The organism is Streptomyces sp. NPDC088706 (assembly GCF_044752765.1).
Lineage (GTDB): Bacteria > Actinomycetota > Actinomycetes > Streptomycetales > Streptomycetaceae > Streptomyces.
Genome location: NZ_JBIVLW010000001.1, coordinates 230755 through 250488 on the forward strand (window position 1 = coordinate 230755; position 19734 = coordinate 250488).

19 protein-coding genes and 1 pseudogene are annotated in these 19734 nt (G+C 74.5%); 8 read left to right on the top strand and 12 right to left on the bottom strand.

The window, feature by feature from the left end; all coding sequences use genetic code 11:
* Positions 1–221: 221 nt before the first annotated feature.
* Genes ACIQAK_RS01080 through ACIQAK_RS01110 form a run of 7 tightly spaced genes read left to right on the top strand, consistent with a single transcriptional unit; the run spans position 222 to position 8230 of the window.
* Positions 222–1355, top strand: coding sequence for an ADP-ribosylglycohydrolase family protein (locus ACIQAK_RS01080; RefSeq protein ID WP_366388394.1), 1134 nt, complete (start codon positions 222–224; stop codon positions 1353–1355).
* Positions 1352–2809: an ADP-ribosylglycohydrolase family protein gene (locus ACIQAK_RS01085; RefSeq protein WP_366388393.1), complete on the top strand. Its 1458-nt coding sequence runs from the start codon at positions 1352–1354 to the stop codon at positions 2807–2809. Before ACIQAK_RS01080 ends, ACIQAK_RS01085 begins: the two co-directional genes overlap by 4 nt.
* Complete coding sequence (locus tag ACIQAK_RS01090) at positions 2721–3929, top strand: ADP-ribosylglycohydrolase family protein (RefSeq protein WP_366388392.1); 1209 nt, start codon at positions 2721–2723, stop codon at positions 3927–3929. The genes ACIQAK_RS01085 and ACIQAK_RS01090 overlap by 89 nt, the downstream gene beginning before the upstream one ends.
* Positions 3926–5293: an ADP-ribosylglycohydrolase family protein gene (locus ACIQAK_RS01095; protein WP_366388391.1), complete on the top strand. Its 1368-nt coding sequence runs from the start codon at positions 3926–3928 to the stop codon at positions 5291–5293. The genes ACIQAK_RS01090 and ACIQAK_RS01095 overlap by 4 nt, the downstream gene beginning before the upstream one ends.
* Positions 5290–6180: a ribokinase gene (gene rbsK, locus ACIQAK_RS01100; protein ID WP_366388390.1), complete on the top strand. Its 891-nt coding sequence runs from the start codon at positions 5290–5292 to the stop codon at positions 6178–6180. Before ACIQAK_RS01095 ends, rbsK begins: the two co-directional genes overlap by 4 nt.
* Entirely contained in the window at positions 6177–7394 is a 1218-nt protein-coding gene (locus ACIQAK_RS01105) for a CoA transferase (RefSeq protein ID WP_366388389.1), read from the top strand. The genes rbsK and ACIQAK_RS01105 overlap by 4 nt, the downstream gene beginning before the upstream one ends.
* Entirely contained in the window at positions 7391–8230 is an 840-nt protein-coding gene (locus tag ACIQAK_RS01110) for an aldolase/citrate lyase family protein (RefSeq protein WP_366388388.1), read from the top strand. Before ACIQAK_RS01105 ends, ACIQAK_RS01110 begins: the two co-directional genes overlap by 4 nt.
* Before the next feature lie 63 nt (positions 8231–8293).
* Here ACIQAK_RS01110 and lgt read toward each other — a convergent pair whose 3' ends face one another.
* From lgt to hisI, 11 genes are all read right to left on the bottom strand, one after another.
* Positions 8294–9277, bottom strand: coding sequence for a prolipoprotein diacylglyceryl transferase (gene lgt / locus ACIQAK_RS01115; RefSeq protein WP_366388387.1), 984 nt, complete (start codon positions 9275–9277; stop codon positions 8294–8296).
* A 145-nt stretch (positions 9278–9422) separates the two neighbouring features.
* A complete protein-coding gene (locus ACIQAK_RS01120) occupies positions 9423–10250 on the bottom strand; it encodes a thioredoxin domain-containing protein (RefSeq protein ID WP_366388386.1) in 828 nt (275 codons plus the stop codon).
* A gap of 75 nt (positions 10251–10325) precedes the next feature.
* The gene (trpA, locus tag ACIQAK_RS01125; RefSeq protein WP_366388385.1) at positions 10326–11138 is read right to left on the bottom strand and encodes a tryptophan synthase subunit alpha; all 813 of its coding nucleotides are present in this window, start codon (positions 11136–11138) and stop codon (positions 10326–10328) included.
* Positions 11135–12421, bottom strand: coding sequence for a tryptophan synthase subunit beta (gene trpB / locus ACIQAK_RS01130; protein WP_366388384.1), 1287 nt, complete (start codon positions 12419–12421; stop codon positions 11135–11137). The genes trpA and trpB overlap by 4 nt, the downstream gene beginning before the upstream one ends.
* Before the next feature lie 145 nt (positions 12422–12566).
* Positions 12567–12779 (bottom strand): tryptophan biosynthesis modulator TrpM, encoded by a 213-nt coding sequence (trpM, locus tag ACIQAK_RS01135; protein ID WP_366388383.1) that lies wholly within the window; start codon positions 12777–12779, stop codon positions 12567–12569.
* Between the two features lie 17 nt (positions 12780–12796).
* The gene (gene trpC / locus ACIQAK_RS01140) at positions 12797–13606 is read right to left on the bottom strand and encodes an indole-3-glycerol phosphate synthase TrpC (protein WP_366388382.1); all 810 of its coding nucleotides are present in this window, start codon (positions 13604–13606) and stop codon (positions 12797–12799) included.
* A gap of 115 nt (positions 13607–13721) precedes the next feature.
* Entirely contained in the window at positions 13722–14246 is a 525-nt protein-coding gene (locus ACIQAK_RS01145; RefSeq protein ID WP_366388614.1) for a DUF2752 domain-containing protein, read from the bottom strand.
* Between the two features lie 334 nt (positions 14247–14580).
* Positions 14581–14832, bottom strand: a complete 252-nt coding sequence (locus tag ACIQAK_RS01150) for an HGxxPAAW family protein (RefSeq protein ID WP_366388381.1) — start codon at positions 14830–14832, stop codon at positions 14581–14583.
* 136 nt (positions 14833–14968) lie between these two features.
* On the bottom strand, positions 14969–15661 hold the full coding sequence (locus ACIQAK_RS01155) for a TIGR02234 family membrane protein (RefSeq protein ID WP_366388380.1): 693 nt from the start codon (positions 15659–15661) through the stop codon (positions 14969–14971).
* Between the two features lie 14 nt (positions 15662–15675).
* Entirely contained in the window at positions 15676–17169 is a 1494-nt protein-coding gene (locus ACIQAK_RS01160; RefSeq protein ID WP_366388379.1) for an anthranilate synthase component I, read from the bottom strand.
* An 11-nt stretch (positions 17170–17180) separates the two neighbouring features.
* Entirely contained in the window at positions 17181–17558 is a 378-nt protein-coding gene (gene hisI, locus ACIQAK_RS01165) for a phosphoribosyl-AMP cyclohydrolase (protein WP_366388378.1), read from the bottom strand.
* Between the two features lie 84 nt (positions 17559–17642).
* On the opposite strand from hisI, the gene ACIQAK_RS01170 reads away from it, so the two are divergent.
* Positions 17643–18275 carry a TIGR03085 family metal-binding protein gene (locus ACIQAK_RS01170; protein WP_366388377.1) on the top strand — a complete coding sequence of 211 codons (633 nt, stop codon included), beginning with the start codon at positions 17643–17645 and terminating at the stop codon, positions 18273–18275.
* 6 nt (positions 18276–18281) lie between these two features.
* Here the strand turns inward: ACIQAK_RS01170 and ACIQAK_RS01175 are convergent.
* Positions 18282–19687, bottom strand: a pseudogene (locus ACIQAK_RS01175) (PucR family transcriptional regulator).
* Positions 19688–19734: the final 47 nt, after the last annotated feature.

Consider the following 19734-nt stretch of genomic DNA (forward strand, 5'->3'; position numbering starts at 1 on the left):
ACGGGCGACCTTCGCCAGCAAGGCTGGGCTGGCTTACCACCCCTGTGACCTGCGAAGGAAGGGCAGGCTCAGCTTTCCGCGCCGTCATCCGACCGGCCCCTTTCTGCCCCTGACCCGCCTCCGACCGTCCTCCGCGTGGCACAGATGCGGGAAGGGGGCCCGGAGCCGAACGCGGACTCGGTATCGGAACGGGACTCGCCGGACGAGCGGAGGGCGACGCGATGGACACGGCCGTCGGCAAGGAACGGGCCAGGGGTGCGCTGCTGGGCCTGGCGGTCGGGGACGCGCTCGGCGCCCCGGCGGAGAATCTGCTGCCCTCCGAGATCCGCCGCCGCTGGGGACGGATCGAGGGGTTCGTGAGCGAGGACCCGGCGGGGACCGACGACACGGAGTACACGATCTTCTCCGGGCTCCTGCTCGCCCGGCACGGCTCCGCGCTCACCGTCTCCCACGTGGAGCGGGCCTGGCACCACTGGATCGCCGACCTGGACGAGGGCCCGTTCCGGGGCGCCGGGTTCAGCGAGCGCGGCACCCTGGAGAACCTGCGCCGGGGCCTCGCCGCACCGATCTCGGCCCAGCACCGGCACGCCTGGAGCGACGGCCTGGCGATGCGCGCGGCCCCCTTCGGGGTGTTCGCGGCCGGGCGCCCCGCCGAGGCGGCCCGGCTGGTGGCGGTGGACGGCCGGGTGAGCCACGAGGGCGAGGGGATCTACGGGGGCCAGGCGGTGGCGGCCGGGGTCGCGGCCGCGATGGTGGGCGCGGGCGTGGCCTCGGTGATCGCGGCCGCGCTCTCGGTGGTCCCGATGGACTCCTGGACGGCCCGTTCGCTGCGCCGTGCGGTGACGGCGGCCCAGCGCCCGTACCCGGACCGGCTCACCATGGAACGGGCGGTGCGTTCGGCGGTGGTCATCGGCGGCTACCCGTGGACGGACCTCGCGCCGGAGGCGGTGGGGCTGGCGTTCGGGGCGTTCACGGCGGCGCGCGGGGACTTCCCGGCGGCGGTGCTGACGGCCGTGAACATGGGCCGCGACGCCGATACGACGGCGGCGGTGGCGGGGGCCCTGGCCGGGGCGCTGCGCGGGGTGGGCGCGATCCCGCAGGACTGGGCGTCGGCGATCGGGCCGGTGCGAGGCAGCTGCCTGCCCTCGATGCGGGGCTACCACGTGCTGGACATCGCGGACCTGCTGACGCCGGAGAGCCCGGAGGCGGCGGAGGGTGCCGGGGCGGCGGTTGGTCCGGAGGGGGCCGGGGCCGTGCAGGGCCCGGGTCAGGGCGGCGGGCGCGAACCTTCCGTCGTACGGGACCTGGCGTCCGTGGCCGCGTCCTTCGAGCCCGTACGGGAGGACCGGCGATGACGAGGACCCGCGAGGCGACCACCGACGGCCGTGGCACGACCACCGCACCCTCAGCGACCACCGACGGCCCTGACACGGCCACCGCACCCTCAGCGACCACCGACGGCCGTGGCACACCCACCGCGCCCACCGACGCCCCGGCCACCACAACCGCACCCCCAGCACCCACCGTCACCTCGGCGACCACAGCCACCCCGGCCACCCACACCGCAGCCGACACACCCACCGCCCCCTCCCGGCGCGCCCGGATCGAAGGGCTGCTCCTCGGGCTCGCCTCCGGGGACGCCGCCGGGTGGCCCGCCGCGCGGCACCGGGCGGCCCGGATGCCCGAGTGGACCCGGCCGCTCACCCGCGAGCTGGACACCTTCGCCGAGAGGTACGCCACCACCACCCTCCCCGTGCCCATCGCCCTCAACCAGCCGCCCGAGCCCCTGCGGCTCGGCCCCTCCGACGACGCCGAGTGGGCCGCGTTCGCCGCCCGTACGGTGCTGGCCGCCGCCGACGACGCGGACGGCCTCTCCCCGGGCCGCCGGATGCGGGACGCGGTGGACCGGGCCTGGAACGCGCTGGCCGCCACCGTCGCAGCCGCCAGCGCCCGGGCTCCCGAGGTGGAGGCGGCGGTGCTGCCGCTGCGCGCCCGGATCTCGGTACGGGCCGGGCTCGGCAACCTGGCCGCCGGGCTGCGGCCGCCCGCCACCGGGCACGACAACCCGCACTACTTCGACGACGCCGCCTGCGTACGGGCGGCCGTGCTCGCCGTGGTCCACCCGGGCGCCCCGGCGGAGGCGGCGGCGCTCGCGGAGTTCGACGCCCGCTACACCCAGGACGGCGACGGGGTGCACGGGGCGCGGGCCATGGCCGCCGCGATCGCCGTGGCGCTGGCCGGGGCGGACGTCGAAGCGGTGGTGGACGCCGCCCTCGCCCAGCTCCCCGAGGGCACCGAGATCGCCCGCAACGCCGCGCACGCGGTCCGCCTGGCCCGGGAGTTCGCCGACGAGCCGGCCGGGGCGTTCGCCCTGGTCCCGGTCCTGGAGCACCAGATCGTGGACCACGTCTACAGCTACGGGATCGCCGCTGCCGAGACCGTACCCGTGGCGCTGGCCCTCACCACCGCCGCCCGGGGCGAGATCGCCCAGGCCGTCCCGGCCGCCGCCTGTCTGTCCCGGGTCGCGGACTCCGCACCCGCCCTGGCCGGGGCGCTGACCGGGGCGATCGGCTCCGTCACCGCCGTACCGGCGGGGTGGCGGGAGGCGTGCCGGACGCTCGCGGGCTGTGCGCTGCCCCGGCTGGCGGGCACGGATCTGGTCGAACTCGCCGGGCTGCTGGCAGCCACGGAACCGGCCACCCGGGGTGGACAATTCCGGCATGACGCCCACAACGGCCACAGCGACCACATCGGCCACGGAACCCGCCCCCGCACCCACCTCCCCGGCCACCCCGCCCGGACTCGATGACCGCATCACCCGGGCCCTCGTCGGCGCCGCCGTCGGGGACGCCCTCGGCGGCCCGGTCGAGGGCTGGACCCCCGAGCAGATCGCCGAACGCCACGGCGGCCGGGTGACCGGGATCGTCGGCCCCTGGCACGGCGAGGAATGGCGCACCGCGCGCCCCATCGCCCCGTACCACAAGGGCGACGGGCACGTCACCGACGACACCCTGATGACCCACGCCCTGGTCCGGGTCTACGACCGGGTGCGCGACCACCTCGACGCGTACGCCGTCGCGGACCACCTCGTACCCGACCTGCTGTCACCCCGCTGGATTCCGGAGCTGGAGGCCCAGGCGCTGCCGCTCCAGCGGATCTTCCTGGCCGAGAAGTGGCTCGTGGCCCGGCTGCACTACGGGCACGTCGACCCGCGCGAGGCCGGTGCGGGCAACATCGTCAACTGCGGGGCCGCGATGTACATGGCCCCGGTCGGTCTGGTCAACGCCGGTCACCCCGAGGCCGCGTACGCCGAGGCGCTGGAGGTCGCCGCGCCCCACCAGTCCTCCTACGGGCGGGAGGCCGCCGGGGTCTTCGCCGCCGCCGTGGCCGCCGCCTGCCACCCGGACGCCACCCCGAACGCGGTGATCGACGCCGCCCTCGCGCTGGCCAAGGACGGGACCCGGTCCGCCATCGAGGAGGTCTGTGAAGTGGCCTCGCACCACGCGGACTTCGAGTCCGCGCTCGCCCCGCTGCGGGCGGCGGTGGAGCCGTTCGACACGGTGGGCCCCGACTACCGCAGCCCCTCGCTGGGCGCCCGCCGCCCCTCCCGGCTGCACGCCATCGAGGAACTGCCCATCGCGCTGGGCATGGTGCTGGTCGGCGGCGGCGACTACCGGCGTACGGTGCTCGGTTCGGTCAACTACGGCCGGGACTGCGACTCCATCGCCACGATGAGCGGTGCCATCGTGGGGGCGCTGGGTGGTGAGATCCCCGCCGACTGGGCGGCCACGGTGGCGGAGGCGAGCCGGCTGGACCTGCACGCCCCCGCCCTGGCTCTCGCGCGGGTGGCCCGGGAGGTCTTCGCCCGGGACCTGGAGCGCCGCCGGTCCCACGAAGAGGCGTTCGCCGCCCTGGCCGGTCCGCGGTGAGCCTCCGGCTGACCTGGGTGCAGCCCGAGGACCTGATCGGGCACGAGCTGCGGCAGGCCGCGCAGGACGGCCGGGACGCCCGGGAGGTCGAGGAGCGGTGGTACGCGGCCGGGGGCTCCCCCGCCCCGGACCGTGCGGGTGCCTCCGAGCCGTCGGCACCGCCCCGGCTGCGCGAACTGGCCGGACAGCTCCTCGACGAACTCGCCCTGCTGGACTCGCCGTTGGCCGCCGACGAGCCGACCGCCCTGGACGAGATCGTGGCCGCCTGCCCGCAGTGGCCGGGAGCGCCCGGGGCCACCCCCGCCGTCGGCCGGGACCGGCTGCACGCGGCCTGGCTCGGCCGGGCGGCGGGCTGCCTGCTCGGGAAGCCGGTCGAGAAACTGCCTCTCGACGGCATCCGCGCCCTCGCCCGCGCGGCCGGCAACTGGCCTCTGGCCACCTGGTTCACCGAACGCGGCGTGCCCGCCGAACTGCTCGCCGCCCACCCCTGGAACCGCCGCTCGGCCCCCACCTCTCTCGCCGAGCACATCGACGGGATGCCGGAGGACGACGACCTCAACTACCCGCTCCTCACCCTGCTGCTGCTCCAGCGGCACGGCCGCGCCTTCACCACCGCCGATCTGGCCCGCCTCTGGCTGGACGAACTTCCGGCGGGCCGCACCTTCACCGCCGAGCGGATCGCGTACGGCAATCTCCTCGCGGGCGTCGAGCCCCCGGAGACGGCCCGCATCCGCAACCCGTTCCGCGAGTGGATCGGTGCCCAGATCCGGGCCGACGTGCACGGCTGGACCCATCCCGGCGACCCGGCCGGGGCCGCCGCCCAGGCCCACCGTGACGCGGTCCTCACCCACACCGCCAACGGGGTCTACGGCGCGATGTTCACCGCGGCGGCGCTCGCTGTGGCGGCGGGCGGGGAGAGCGATGTGCACGGCTGCCTGGCCGCCGGGCTGCGGGTGGTGCCGCCGCACGCGCGGTACGCCCGCGCGGTCCGGCTCGGCATCGAGACCGCCCGGACGGAAGGGGATTTCGACCTGGTGGTGGACCGGCTGCACGCCGCGTATGCCGACACCCACCACTGGGTACACGTGCTGCCCAACGCCGCACTGCTCGCCGCCGCACTCACCCACGCCGACGGCGACTTCACCCGGTCGATCGGCCGCGCGGTCTCCGGCGGCTGGGACACCGACTCCAACGGGGCCACCGCCGGTTCGCTCGCCGGACTGCTCGCGGGCGCCCCGGACGCCCTGCCCGACCGCTGGACGGCCCCGTTGAAGAACCGCCTCGCCACCTCCGTACCCGGCTTCGACCGGACCGGGTTCGACACCCTCGCCGCACTGACCCACCAGGAGGCTCTGCGCCCATGACCCGAATCGCGGTGCTCGGCAGCACCAACATGGACCTCGTCGCCTACACCGCCCGCGCCCCCGAACGCGGGGAGACCGTCACCGGCCGGGAGTTCCGGACGGTCCCCGGCGGCAAGGGCGCCAACCAGGCCGTCGCCGCCGCCCGCGCGGGCGCGGAGGTGGTGATGATCGGCGCGGTCGGCGACGACGCGTACGGCGCCCGGTTGCGCGACGGCCTCGAACACGCCGGGGTCGACACCGATCTCCTGCACACCGCCGAGGGCCCCAGCGGCACCGCGCACATCGTGGTCGACGACTCCGGGTCCAACGCCATCGTGGTGATCCCCGGCGCCAACGGCGTCCTCACCGCGCTCGGCCCCGGGGAGATCGCGGCGATCGCCTCCGCCGAGCTGCTGCTGATGCAGCTCGAACTCCCGCTCTCCGCCGTCGTGGAAGGCGCCCGCGCCGCCCGCTCCCAGGGTGTGCGCACCATCCTCACCCCCTCCCCCGTACAGCCGCTGCCCGATGAACTCCTGGACCACATCGACCTGTTGATCCCGAACGAGCACGAGGCCGCCGAGCTCTCCGGGCAGGCGGAGCCGCACGCGGCGGCGCAGATCCTGCTGCGGCAGGTGCCCGAGGTGATCATCACACTCGGTGCGAAGGGCTCCCTGTACGCGGCCCGGGGCGGCGAGCCGGTGCTGTTCGCGGCGCCCGGCGTGCGTGCCGTCGACACGACCGGGGCCGGGGACACCTTCGTCGGGGCGCTGGCGGTGGCGCTCGGGGAGGGGCGGCCGGTGGCCGAGGCGCTGGCCTTCGCCTCGTCGGCCGCCGCGCTCTGCGTCCAGAAACCCGGCGCGTCCACGTCCATGCCCTACCGCAGCGAGATCGAGGCCGAGACCGCATGAGTACGACAGCATCTGCACCCCGCACCGGCGCGGGCCCCCTGACCGGGCTGAAGGTCATCGACCTCGCCACCCTCTTCGCCGGACCGCTCGCCGCCACCATGCTCGGAGACTTCGGCGCCGATGTGATCAAGGTCGAGCACCCCCGTAGACCGGACCCCTCGCGCGGGCACGGACCCGCCAAGGACGGTGTCGGCCTGTGGTGGAAGCTGCTCGGCCGCAACAAGCGCACCCTGGCCCTGGACCTGTCCGCCCCCGGTGGCCGGGACGTGCTGCTGCGACTGGCCGCCGAGACCGATGTGATCATCGAGAACTTCCGGCCGGGGACCCTGGAGCGCTGGGGCCTGGGCCCCGATGAGCTGCACGCGGTCAACCCGCGCCTGGTGCTGGCCCGGGTCACCGGGTTCGGCCAGTTCGGCCCGTACGCCCACCGCCCCGGCTTCGGAACGCTGGCCGAGGCGATGAGCGGGTTCGCGGCGATCACCGGGGAGCCGGACGGGCCGCCGACCCTGCCGCCGTTCGGGCTGGCGGACTCCATCGCGGCGCTGGCGACGGCGTACGCGGTGATGGCCGCGCTCGCCGGACGGGAGAGGACCGGCGAGGGGCAGGTGGTGGACCTGGCGATTATCGAGCCGATCCTCACCGTGCTGGGCCCGCAGCCGCTCTGGTACGACCAGCTCGGGTACGTCCAGCCGCGCACCGGCAACCGCTCCCGCAACAACGCCCCACGCAACACCTACCGCACCGCCGACGGCCACTGGGTCGCGGTCTCCACCTCCGCCCAGTCCGTCGCGGAGCGGGTGATGCGACTGGTCGGCCGCCCGGAACTGATCGAGGAGCCCTGGTTCGGCGCGGGCACCACCCGGGCCGAGCACACCGAGGAGCTGGACGAGGCGGTCGGCCACTGGATCTCCCGGCACAGCCGCGCGGAGGTGCTCGACGCCTTCGAGAAGGCGGAGGCGGCGGTGGCGCCGATCCAGGACGTGCGGGAGGTGATGGAGGACCCGCAGTACCGGGCGCTGGGCACCTTCGCCGAGGTCGACGACCCGGAGCTGGGACCGCTGCGGATGCAGAACGTCCTCTTCCGGCTCTCGCGGACCCCGGGCGCCATCCGCTGGGCTGGCCGGCCGCACGGCGCGGACAGCGAGGAGATCCTGGCCGGGCTCGGGCTGTCGGAGACCGGGATCGCGGCGCTGCGGGACCAGGGGGCGCTGTGAGCACCCCGGACCGCGTGGCGGCGGTTCCCCGGCCCCCGCTGACCTGGCTGTACGTCCCCGCGGACCGGCCGGAGGTGGTGGCCAAGGCGCTCGGCTGCGGGGCGGACGTGGTCATCGTCGACCTGGAGGACGCGGTCGCCCCCGACCGCAAGGAGTACGCGCGCGCCGCCATCGCCGAACTCCTCGCCGACCCGGTGACCGCCGTCCCCGGCGCCGTACCGGTCCATGTCCGGGTGCACGGCGAGGGCGACGTCCGGGCGCTGACGGGGCTGCCGGGCCTCTCCGGGTTCCGGCTGCCCAAGATCACCCACGCGGTCTCCGTGCACCATGTGGCGGCGGTCGCCCCCGGCGTGCCGCTCTACCCGCTGCTGGAGTCGGCGCTCGCCGTGGAGCACGCGTACTCGATCGCCTCGGCCGACCCCGCCGTCCGGGGCATCGCGCTGGGCGAGGCGGACCTGCGGGCGGATCTCGGCGTACGGGAGGACCACGGGCTGGACTGGGCGCGCAGCCGGCTCGTGGTGGCGGCCCGGGCGGCCGCACTGCCGCCGCCCGCCCAGTCGGTCTTCCCGGACGTCCGGGACCTCGACGGGCTGTGGGCCTCGTGCGTCCGGGGGCGGGGGCTCGGGCTGCTGGGCCGGGCGGCGATCCATCCGCGTCAGCTGGAGGTGATCGAGCGGGCGTTCCGGCCGACGGACCAGGAGATCGAGGCGGCCGAGGAGATCGTCGCGGCGTCGGCGGTGGAAGCGGGGGCGCTGGCGCTGCCGGATGGGCGGTTCGTGGACGCGGCGGTGGTGGCGTCGGCCCGCCGCACACTGGCGATCGCCGGGCGGACCTGAGGTCTCTCAGGTCCGCCCGGCGACCGGGGGGACGCGGGGTGGCGCCGTGCGGGGCGCGAGCGGTCAGCTCTTGTCGGCTGCCTCGGGAGCGCTGCCTTCGGCCGGGGCGTCGGTGGTCGCCGCGTCCTTCTTCAGCGGGTCCCCGTCCGTGCTGCCGGTCTTCCTGAGCGGGTCGCCGTCCTTCTCGGTGGCGTCCGTGCCGTCCGCGTCGTCCCTCTTCGCGGCCTCGGCGTCCTTGTCCGGCTCGACGATCTCCTCGCGGCCCGGGCGGAGCTTCGCCGAGATCACGATGTAGGCGACGGCGAGGACGAAGACGACGATCGCGGTCCACACGTTCAGCCGCAGGCCGAGGATGTGGTGGGCCTCGTCGACCCGCATGTACTCGATCCAGCCGCGCCCCGCGCAGTACGCCGCGACGTAGAGCGCGAACGCCCGTCCGTGGCCGAGCCGGAAGCGGCGGTCGGCCCAGATGACCAGCAGCGCGACGCCGATGCACCACAGCGATTCGTAGAGGAAGGTCGGGTGGTACGTCCCGGCGACCCGGTTCGTGCCCTCGCTGATCTCCAGCGCCCAGGGCAGGTCGGTCGGCTTGCCGTACAGCTCCTGGTTGAACCAGTTGCCCCAGCGGCCGATGGCCTGCGCGATGGCGATGCCAGGGGCGAGCGCGTCCGCCCAGGCGGGCAGCGGGATGCCCCGGCGGCGGCAGCCGATCCAGGCGCCGACCGCGCCGAAGGCGATCGCACCCCAGATGCCGAGGCCGCCCTCCCAGATCTTGAACGCGTCGACCCAGTCCTGGCCGTCGCTGAAGTAGAGCTGGTAGTCGGTGATCACGTGGTACAGCCGGCCGCCGACGAGGCCGAAGGGCACGGCCCAGACGGCGATGTCGGCGACGGTGCCGGCTTTGCCGCCCCGGGCGACCCAGCGCTTGTTGCCGATCCAGACGGCGACGAAGACACCGATGATGATGCAGAACGCGTAGCCGCGCAGCGGGATCGGGCCGAGCTCGATCACGCCGGTCGACGGGCTGGGAATGGAGGCAAGGTTCATGACGAGGTCGACGCTACCCTGCCGGGCGGTGGGTACGGCAAGCCACCCGGCAACGTCTGGGTAACGAGGGCACGGCCGCGGGCCCGTACGCCCGCCCTGTCCTGGCCTGTGCCGGGAGCGCTCCCGGGAGCGGTTTCCGGGCCCCTCAGGGGGCGGGCGCGGACGGGGTGGCGGTGCCCGGCTTCTTGCCCTTGTTGGCCTCCTTGACCCACTTCTTCAGGTTCTCCACGGAGATCTGCTCGCCGCCCTTCTTCGGGAAGATCGACTCACCGTTGAGGAGCGCGGTCGGGGTGCCCTGGAAGCCACCCTCGCGGAACGCCGTGTCGGACTTCTGGACCCAGCTGTCGTGCTCGCCGCCCTCCACACAGCCGCGGAAGGCCGGTGTGTCCAGCCCTTCGACCTCACCGGCCAGCTCGATCAGCCGGCTGTTCTTGGCGAAGGCGTCGTCGGGCTCGGGGGGCTGGTTGCGGAAGAGGACGTCGTGGTACGGGGCGAACTTGCCGACGTCCTGGGCGCAGGCGGCGGCGTTGGCGGCGCGCAGCGACCCCTTGCCGCCGAGGTTGCCGTCGATGATCGTGGCCAGGTGGTAGTCCACCTTGAGCTGCCCGGCCTCCACCAGCTCCGTGACGGTGTCCCGGAAGGCGTTCTCGAACTGGGCGCAGACCGGGCAGCGGAAGTCCTCCCAGATCGTGAGCGTGGACGGGGCGTCGGACGCGCCGACCGGCAGGGTCAGGGAGTCCTCGCCGGTCGCTCCCGACGGGGTGATGGCGGGCCCGGACGCGCTGTCGCCGCCGCCGTCCTTGCCCACGTTGGCCGCGATCAGGCCGACCACCGCGGCCAGTGCCAGCACGCCGACCACCGCGGAGGAGACGATCAGCGTACGGCGGCGCTTGTCGCGGCCCTTGTCCCGCTCGCGCTGCTGGGCCAGGCGCTCGCGCGCACTTCGGTTTCCCTCAGGAATCTTGTCGCTCACACCCGCAGAACGAACCGAGGAGGCGCCTTCGCGCCTCCTCGGTCCGCATTCCACCCATTCGGGTGATGCGAGGGGTCAGCGCTTTCGAACGCCCTGGGCCAGCTCGCCCGCGAGCGAGCGGACGGTGTCGAGACCGGCGGCCTCGTCGGGGGCGTCCAGGATCGCCTTGACGAAGGCCGAGCCGACGATCACGCCGTCGGCGAATCCGGCGACCTCGGCGGCCTGCTCGGCGTTGGAGACGCCGAGGCCGACGCAGACCGGCAGGTCGGTGGTGGCGCGGGTGCGTGCCACCAGTTCCTGGGCCTGGGCGCCGACCGAGGCGCGGGTGCCGGTGACGCCCATCAGGGAGGCCGCGTAGACGAAGCCGCTGCCGGCCGCGGTGATGGTGGCGAGGCGGGCGTCCTGGCTGCTGGGGGCGACGACGAACACGGTGGCGAGGCCGTGCTTGTCGGCGTGCTCGCGCCACAGCGCGGACTCCTGGACCGGCAGGTCGGGCAGGATGCACCCGGCGCCGCCCGCCTCGGCCAGCTCGGCGGTGAAGCGCTCGACGCCGTACCGGTCGATGGGGTTCCAGTACGTCATGACCAGGATCGGCACCCCGGTGGCCTCGTACGCCTCGCGGACCGTGCGCATCACGTCGGCGATGCGGACCCCGCCGCGCAGGGCGATGTCGTCGGCGGTCTGGATGACCGGCCCGTCGAGCACCGGGTCGCTGTGCGGGAGGCCGACCTCGACGACGTCGGCGCCGCCCGCGACGACGGCCTTGACCGCCTCGATGCCGCCGTCGACGGTCGGGAAGCCGGCCGGGAGGTAGGCGACGAGCGCCGCCCGGCCCTCCGCCTTCGCGGCGGCGAGGGTGGTGCTCAACAGCTCGATGTTGCCGCTCACTTGGCGTCCCCCTCGATCTCGGCGCGGTCGCTGTCCGCGTCCGCCTCGACGGCGGCGTCGGTGTCGTACAGCCCGAAGTAGCGGGCGGCGGTGTCCATGTCCTTGTCGCCGCGGCCGGACAGATTGATGAGGATCAGCCCGTCCTTGCCCAGTTCCTTGCCGATCTCCAGCGCACCGGCGAGCGCGTGGGCGCTCTCGATGGCCGGGATGATCCCCTCGGTGCGCGACAGCAGGCGCAGGGCCTGCATGGCCGCGTCGTCGGTGACCGCACGGTACTCGCCGCGCCCGATGTCCTTGAGGTAGGAGTGCTCGGGGCCGATGCCCGGGTAGTCCAGACCGGCGGAGATGGAGTACGGCTCGGTGATCTGGCCCTCGTCGTCCTGGAGGACGTAGGAGCGCGAGCCGTGCAGGATGCCGGGCTCCCCCGCGGTCAGGGTCGCCGCGTGCTCGCCGGTCTCCACACCGTGTCCGGCGGGCTCGCAGCCCACCAGGCGGACACCGGCGTCCGGGATGAAGGCGTGGAAGAGGCCGATGGCGTTGGAGCCGCCGCCGACACAGGCGACCGCCGCGTCGGGGAGACGGCCGGTGCGCTCCAGGAGCTGGCGGCGGGCCTCGACGCCGATGACGCGGTGGAAGTCGCGGACCATCGCCGGGAAGGGGTGCGGGCCCGCGACCGTGCCGAAGAGGTAGTGCGTACGGTCCACGTTGGCGACCCAGTCGCGGAACGCCTCGTTGATGGCGTCCTTCAGGGTCCGCGAGCCGGACTTCACCGCGACGACCTCGGCGCCGAGCATCCGCATCCGGGCCACGTTCAGCGCCTGGCGCTCGGTGTCGATCTCGCCCATGTAGATGGTGCAGTCGAGGCCGAAGAGCGCGCAGGCGGTGGCGGTGGCGACGCCGTGCTGACCGGCTCCGGTCTCGGCGATGACCCGCGTCTTGCCCATGCGCTTGGTGAGCAGCGCCTGGCCGAGCACGTTGTTGATCTTGTGTGATCCGGTGTGGTTCAGGTCCTCGCGCTTGAGGAAGACCCGGGCGCCGCCCGCGTGCTCGGCGAAGCGCGGGACCTCGGTCAGCGCGCTGGGCCGGCCGGTGTAGTCGACCATGAGCTCGTTGAGCTCGGCGGCGAACGCCGGGTCGGACTTGGCCTTGTCGTACTCGACGGCGACCTCGTCCACGGCGGCGACGAGCGCCTCCGGGATGAACTTGCCGCCGTAGGCACCGAAGTAGCCCTCGGCGCTGGGGATCAGACCCTCGGGGTCCGGAATGAAGAAGTCGGACGACATGCGACGTGCTCCTTGGCATGGCAACGGGTGGGTTCACCGTATGCGCCGAGCAGCGAGCGCCACCGGGACCGGCGTGCGGTCGGGGTGGTGCGGTCGTACGTACGGGTGGAGATGTGGGTGGTGCGGTACGTCGGCCGGGGCTCGCCTACAGCGCGGACCCCGGGCGCCATCGCATCCCGTTCACCTGGCCGGGCTCGTCACCGATCACGTACCGCACGCGCCGTCCGTGCACGCGCCGGGCGGGGGCGCGGCAGCCGCGCGGCCTGCATCCGCGCGCCAGCGGGGCGTGCGGGTCCCGGGCCGGGGCCCCGGCGGGGCGCAGGCCCGGCCGGACGCGGTCCACGGAACGGTCGGTCATGGTCGCGGGGCTCCTCGTCAGCCGCGGCCGTGGCGGAGGGCCGGGTGAGCGCCCGCTGCGACCAGATCGGCGACGGCTCCGCGCGGGTCGCGGCCGGTGACCAGGGACTCGCCGACCAGGACCGCGTCGGCGCCGGCGTTGGCGTACGCGATCAGGTCGTGCGGGCCCCGGACGCCGGACTCGGCGACCTTGACGATGTGGTCGGGGATCTCGGGGGCGACGCGCTCGAAGGTGGAGCGGTCGACCTTGAGGTCCTTCAGGTTGCGCGCGTTGACACCGATGATCTTCGCTCCGGCGTCCACGGCCCGCTCCGCCTCCTCCTCGTCGTGCGCCTCGACGAGCGGGGTGAGCCCGATCGACTCGGCACGCTCGATCAGGGAGACCAGGGCCTCCTGGTCGAGGGCGGCGACGATCAGCAGGGCGAGGTCGGCGCCGTACGCCCGGGCCTCCCACAGCTGGTACGAGGTGACGATGAAGTCCTTGCGCAGGATCGGGGTGTCGACCTTGGCGCGGACGGCCTCCAGGTCGGCGAGCGACCCGCCGAAACGGCGCTCCTCGGTGAGGACCGAGATGACGGACGCGCCGCCCGCCGCGTAGTCCGCGGCGAGCGCGGCGGGGTCCGCGATGGCGGCAAGGGCCCCCTTGGACGGGGACGAGCGTTTGACCTCGCAGATGACGGTGACGCCCTCGCCGCGCAGGGCGGCGACTCCGTCCTTGGCCTGGGGGGCGCGGGCGGCGCGCTCCTTCAGCTGGTCGAGGCTGACGCGCGCCTGCCGCTCCGCGAGGTCGGCGCGGACGCCGTCGATGATCTCGTCGAGCACACTCACGCGAGCGGCCCCCTTCCGGAACGGTTGACGGTGAACAGGATCAGCCATACCGATGGTATCCGCAGGAGGCCCCGGGGCCCGCATCCGGCCGCGCCGCGTCCCACTACCTGGGCATTCAGGGCGCCAGCGCCGAGCCGAACGGCAGATTCCGGACGACGGTGAAGACCAGGAGCAGCGTCCCGGCACCCCACCACCAGGCGGGCGCCAGGCTGATCCGCAGGGGCCGGCCGCGCCAGGCCCGGACCAGCCAGAGGACCCAGACCGCGGCGAAGAGGAAGTAGCCGGCGGTGGCGACCGCGTTGGTGGAGAAGGCGGCGCCGAGGTCGCCGTGGACGAAGGCGTGGGCGCTGCGCAACCCACCGCAGCCGGGACAGAACGCTCCGGTGATCCTGAGCAGCGGGCAGACGGGGTAGTGGCCGGGCTCGTTGGGGTCGACCGTACCGACGTACGCGAAGGCCGCGGTGACGGTGGCGAGAACGCCGAGGGGGGTGGCGAAGCGTCGTACCCGGCCTGCCCGGGGCCGTACCTGGCCCGTGCCGGCCTCCCCCCAGCCCGTCCGGGGCTCTTCCCGGCCCGTACCGGGCTCCCCCCAGCCCGTCCGGCGTTTGAGGACGGAACCGTGGCCTTGGGGGCCGGGCACCTGCGAGGCTTCCTCGCCCGAGGGGCCTGTGCGATCCGGGCTCACCCCCGCGAGGGTTCCGTCCTCAAACGCCGGACGGGCTGGGGTGGGCCGGGCCGTGTCGGGAGTGGGCCTGGCCGTGTCCGGGGTCGGGCAGACCGTCAGCGGCATGTTCCAGGAGCCGACGCCCTGGGGCTCGGCTTCCGGGCGGGCCCGGTCGGCGGGACCGGGGCCCGGGTCCGGGGTCTGGGCGGCGGCGGGGGTCGGGGAGGCGTCCACCCGGTGATTGTCCCCGGTCATACGGAAAGGCGCAGCCCGGTGGGGGCTGCGCCTTGCTGCGTGTCGGCCGCGCGGGTCAGTGGGAGACCTGGGCCTCGCCCGCGCGCGCCCGGGCCTCCACCAGCTCGGAGGACTCCTTCGGCATGCCGAGACCGGCCAGCTTCATGGCGTAACCGACGACGCCGCCGGCGAAGATGACGGCGATACCGACCCAGAAGCCGAGCGGGTTGGCCGCGACCATGAAGACGCCTGCGACGCAGAAGCCGATGAAGGAGATGATGACGCCGGTCCAGGCGGCCGGGGTGTGTCCGTGGCTCGTGCCCGCCATGAGTTGCTCCTTGTTGGTGTTGCGCGGTGGGTATCGCTGTGGGTGCCGCTGTAGCTGTCGCTCGGGGGACGGCTCGTCTCCATTGTCCCGTACGGGGCAGGGCGGGGTGAGCCGGGGGGTCGCCCCCGACGGGTGCCTAGCCCGTCGGGTCCTCGCCCCGGTCCAGGGCCTTCCACAGCTCCTCGGGCCGGTCCGGGTCGGGGGCGGTGCGGGGCGCCTTGCGGGGGCGCGGGGTGCCATCGCGCTCGTACCGGCCCGACATCGTGGGCCAGCGGCTGCCGAAGCGGAGGGCGAGCAGCCCGGCCAACAGGATCAGCAGGCCCCCGGCGGCGGTGACGTAGGGCCAGGCGGTGTGGGTGAGGGCGTCGACGGTGGCCGCCGCGTCCCCGGTGGTGCGGGCGGCCTCCTCGTCGAGGGCCGTGCTGTCGGAGGCGCCGGCCCAGGCGCTGAGCGCGGCCCCGAGGCCGCTGAGCGCGAGCAGGACGGCGACGATACGGCGGCCCGCGCCACGCACGGCGAAGACGGCGACGAGGGCGGCCAGGCCGACGATCGCCAGGGCCGCCGGGGCGCCGGTGACGTCCCGGCCGTCGGCGCTCAGCGGCAGGGCGCCGCCGCCGGTGGCGGCCCGGCCCTCGGCCCAGGTCTGGCCGGAGGCCAGCAGGACGACGGTCGCGCCGGCCGCGCCCAGGAGCAGCCCGGCCGCGAGGGACCGGCGGCTGCCCGTGGAGTCGGACGCGGACCCGGAAGGCGCTTCGGGCGCGGCGCCGGAGGATGCGTCGGCGGTTCGGGCACGGGGCTGGGGTACGGGGACGGCACTCACGTCCTCCACTATCCCCTACGGCCTCAGCGGTCGTGGAGCCGGTTGGCGGTGTGGACGGCGCGCAGCACGGCGGCGGCCTTGTTGCGGCACTCGTTGTCCTCCGCGACCGGGTCGGAGTCGGCGACGACACCCGCACCGGCCTGCACGTACGCGGTGCCGTCCCGGAGCAGGGCGGTGCGGATGGCGATCGCGGTGTCGGAGTCCCCGGCGAAGTCGAGGTAGCCGACGCAGCCCCCGTACAGGCCTCGGCGGCTCGGCTCCAGCTCCTCGATGATCTGCATGGCGCGCGGCTTGGGGGCGCCGGAGAGGGTGCCGGCGGGGAAGCAGGCGGTGAGGACGTCGAAGGCGGTGCGGTCCTCGGTGACGCGGCCGGTGACGGTGGAGACGATGTGCATCACGTGGGAGTAGCGCTCGATCGACATGAAGTCGACGACCTCCACGCTGCCGGGTTCGCAGACCCGGCCCAGGTCGTTGCGGCCCAGGTCGACGAGCATGAGGTGCTCGGCGCGCTCCTTGGGGTCGGCGAGCAGCTCCTCGGCGAGCGCCTGGTCCTCCTGCGGGGTGGCGCCGCGGTGCCGGGTCCCGGCGATCGGATGGACCATGGCCCGGCCGTCCTCGACCTTGACGAGGGCCTCGGGGCTGGAGCCGACGACGTCGAACCCGTCGAAGCGGAAGAGGTACATGTACGGGGACGGGTTGGTGGCCCGCAACACCCGGTAGACGTCCAGGGCACTCGCGGTGCACGGAGTCTCGAAGCGCTGGGAGGGCACGACCTGGAAGGCCTCACCGGCCCGGATGCGCTCCTTGATGTCCTCGACGGCCCCCTGGTAGGCCTCGCCGCCCCAGAGCGCGGTGTACGGCGGCAGCTCGGAGGGGGGCAGGACGGCGGGGGCGTTCTCGACCGGGCGGCGCAGGTCCTGCTCCATGGCGTCGAGACGGGCGACGGCGTCCGCGTGGGCCTCGTCGACACCGGTTTCGAGGTCGTTGTGGTTGATCGCGTTGGCGATCAGCAGGACGGTGCCGTTCTGGTGGTCGAGGACGGCGAGGTCCGAGGTGAGGAGCATGGTGAGCTCGGGCAGTTCCAGGTCGTCGCCGCCGTGCTCGCCGATCTTCTCCAGGCGGCGGACGACGTCGTAGCCGAGGTAGCCGACCATGCCGCCGGTGAACGGGGGCAGGCCCGCGTCACCGACCAGGTCGCGCGGGGTGTGCAGGGTCTCGACGGTGGCGCGCAGGGCGTCCAGGGGGTCGCCGTCCACCGGGACGCCGACGGGCGGGGTGCCGAGCCAGTGGGCCGCGCCGTCGCGGGCGGTGAGGGTGGCGTCGCTGCGGACGCCGATGAAGGAGTAGCGCGACCAGGTCCGGCCGTTCTCCGCGGATTCCAGCAGGAAGGTGCCGGTGCGCTCGGCGGCGAGCTTGCGGTACAGGCCGACCGGGGTGTCGCCGTCCGCGAGGAGGCGGCGGCTGACGGGGACGACGCGCCGGTCGACGGCCAGCTTGCGGAAGGTGTCGAGATCCATGGCCGGTGACCTTACTTCCCCAGGGGCAGGACGTCGGCGTCGAAACAGGTGCGGTCGCCCGTGTGGCAGGCGGCACCGGTCTGGTCGACCTTGACCAGGACGGTGTCGGCGTCGCAGTCCAGGGCGACGGACTTCACCCGCTGGATGTGGCCGGAGGTGTCGCCCTTGACCCAGTACTCCTGGCGGCTGCGCGACCAGTAGGTGCAGCGGCCCGTGGTGAGGGTGCGGTGCAGCGCCTCGTCGTCCATCCAGCCGAGCATCAGCACCTCGCCGGTGTCGTACTGCTGGGCGATGGCCGGGACCAGACCGTCGGCGCCGCGCCTGAGGCGGGCGGCGATGGCGGGATCGAGGCTGCTGGCGGGCGGCGTGGGGCCGGGCGTGCTGGTCATGGGCCCATTGTGCCGTGGTCGTGGGGGCTCTCCGGGCGGGCGTCCACTGGGCGGACCGGGGGTGAGCGCCGTACGCTGGCGGGCATGTCGACCCATGCGAAGCGTGAACGTCTTCTGCTCGCCGACCTGTTGGAGGCGGCGGGACCCGAGGCCCTGACCCTGTGCGACGGCTGGAAGACCCGGGATCTGGCCGCCCATGTGGTGGTCCGTGAGCGCCGCGTCGACGCGGCGGGCGGGCTGGTGATCTCCGCCCTGAAAGGCCGGCTGGAGCGGGTGCAGGCGGAGTTCGCGGCGAAGCCGTACGAGGAGCTGATCCAGCTGATCCGTACGGGCCCGCCCCGGTTCTCGCCGATGTCCCTCAAGCCGATCGACGAGGCGGCGAACACCGTCGAGTTCTTCATCCACGCGGAGGACGTGCGCCGGGCCCAGCCGGACTGGTCGCGGCGCGAGCTGGACCCGGTATTCGCCGATGTGCTCTGGTCGAACACCGAGAAGACCTCCCGGATGCTGGGGCGCAGGTCCCCGGTGGGGCTGGTGCTGCGCCGCCCGGACGGCCGGACGGCTGTGGCCCACAAGGGAGCCCCGGTGGTGACGGTGACCGGGGAGCCCTCGGAGCTGCTGCTGTTCGCGTTCGGCCGGCAGGACTCGGCGGACGTCCAGGTGGAGGGCGAGAAGGACGCGGTGGAGCGGCTGAACCGGGCCGAGCTGGGGATGTAGACGCCGCTACGTTCCCAGCAGCCGCCGGGCCGCCAGGGCGAGGGAGACCTCCACGGCGTCCCGGGGGCGGGTCAGGCAGCGGCCGGTGAGCTGTTCGAAGCGGCGCAGCCGGTTGAGGACGGTGTTGCGGTGGCAGTAGAGCCGCGCGCCCGCCCGCTGCGCCGAGCCGTCCGCGTCCAGCCAGGCCGTCAGGGTCTCCACGATGACGTCCCGGTCCGAGGGATCGAGCCGGTCCAGCGGGCCGAGCACCCGGTCGGCCAGCGCGGAGCCGAGGGCCGGGGAGGAGACGACGAGGGCGTCGGGGAGGTGCTCGTCGAGCAGGACCGTGCCGCCGGAGGCGGGGCAGGCGCGCAGCGCGGTCTCCGCAAGCCGCCGGGCGTCACCGAGCGCGGCCAACCCGTCGACGGCGGAGCCGATCCCGGCCCGGGTTCCGGCCGGGGTGTCGGCGGAGGCCTCCAGCGCGGCGGCGATCGCGTGCAGTTCGCCGGCCTCGCCGGTGAGCGGCAGGATCGCGAACTCCGCGTCGGGACCGGTGTGCCAGAGCGGGGTGGCGGGGCGGTGCGGGCTGGCGGCCGGTGCGGGGTGGCGGGCCGGTGCGGGGTGGCGGGCCGGTGCGGGGTGGCGTCCGACCGCGCCCGGCCGTACGGGGCCTCGCCCCGCGGCCGTGGGAGCGGCAGGGTCAAGGGCGGCCGGGCGGGCCCCTGCTGGTGCGGCCCGCGCGGGGCGGAGGCCACCGCGAGTACGGCGTACCGGCCCTGCTCCGGCAGGCCCAGCATCGCCGCAGCCTCGCAGAGGTCCGCGATCCGGGCGGTCCCGTCGAGCAGCGCCGCGAGCATCAGCCGCTGCTGGTTCTCGCGCCGCCAGGACAGCTGCCGCTCGGCCTGCCGGTAGGCGTCGCCGACGATCCCGCAGTGCTCGTCGACGAAGTTCCACACATCGGCGGCGACATGGACGAGCAGCCGCACGCCGTCGGGGTCACGGCGAGCCGTCTCGTCCACCAGGTCCTGCCAGACCATCGCGCCGCCCATCCGGAAGGCGTGCAGGACGGCGTCGAGCGGTACGCCCTGTTCGGCGCGGATCTCGCCGATCCAGCGGGAGGTGCGGTGGGCGGCCTCACGGAACTCCCGGGGCTGGATCAGCGAGCCCACGTTGTGCCGCAGCGAGTGGTGGACCTCCTGCCAGACCTCCGCCCGGTCGGCCTCGATCGCCGCCCGGTAGCCGGGCTCCTGCTGGTACAGGGCCTCCACCAGCCGGTCGGTGAGCGCCGGGAGCGACGCCACGAGGACCCGGGCGGCCCGGTGCAGCACCTCGACGGCTTCGCGGTCGGCCAGGGAACGGAAGCGCTGGGGCAACGGCGCCGCGGAACGGGTGCCCCGCAGCACCGCGATCCGCGGACGTACGACCTGTGGCATGGCGGCCTCCACCGGGAATCGGCCGGCTGCGCGATCGGCCGGCTCGG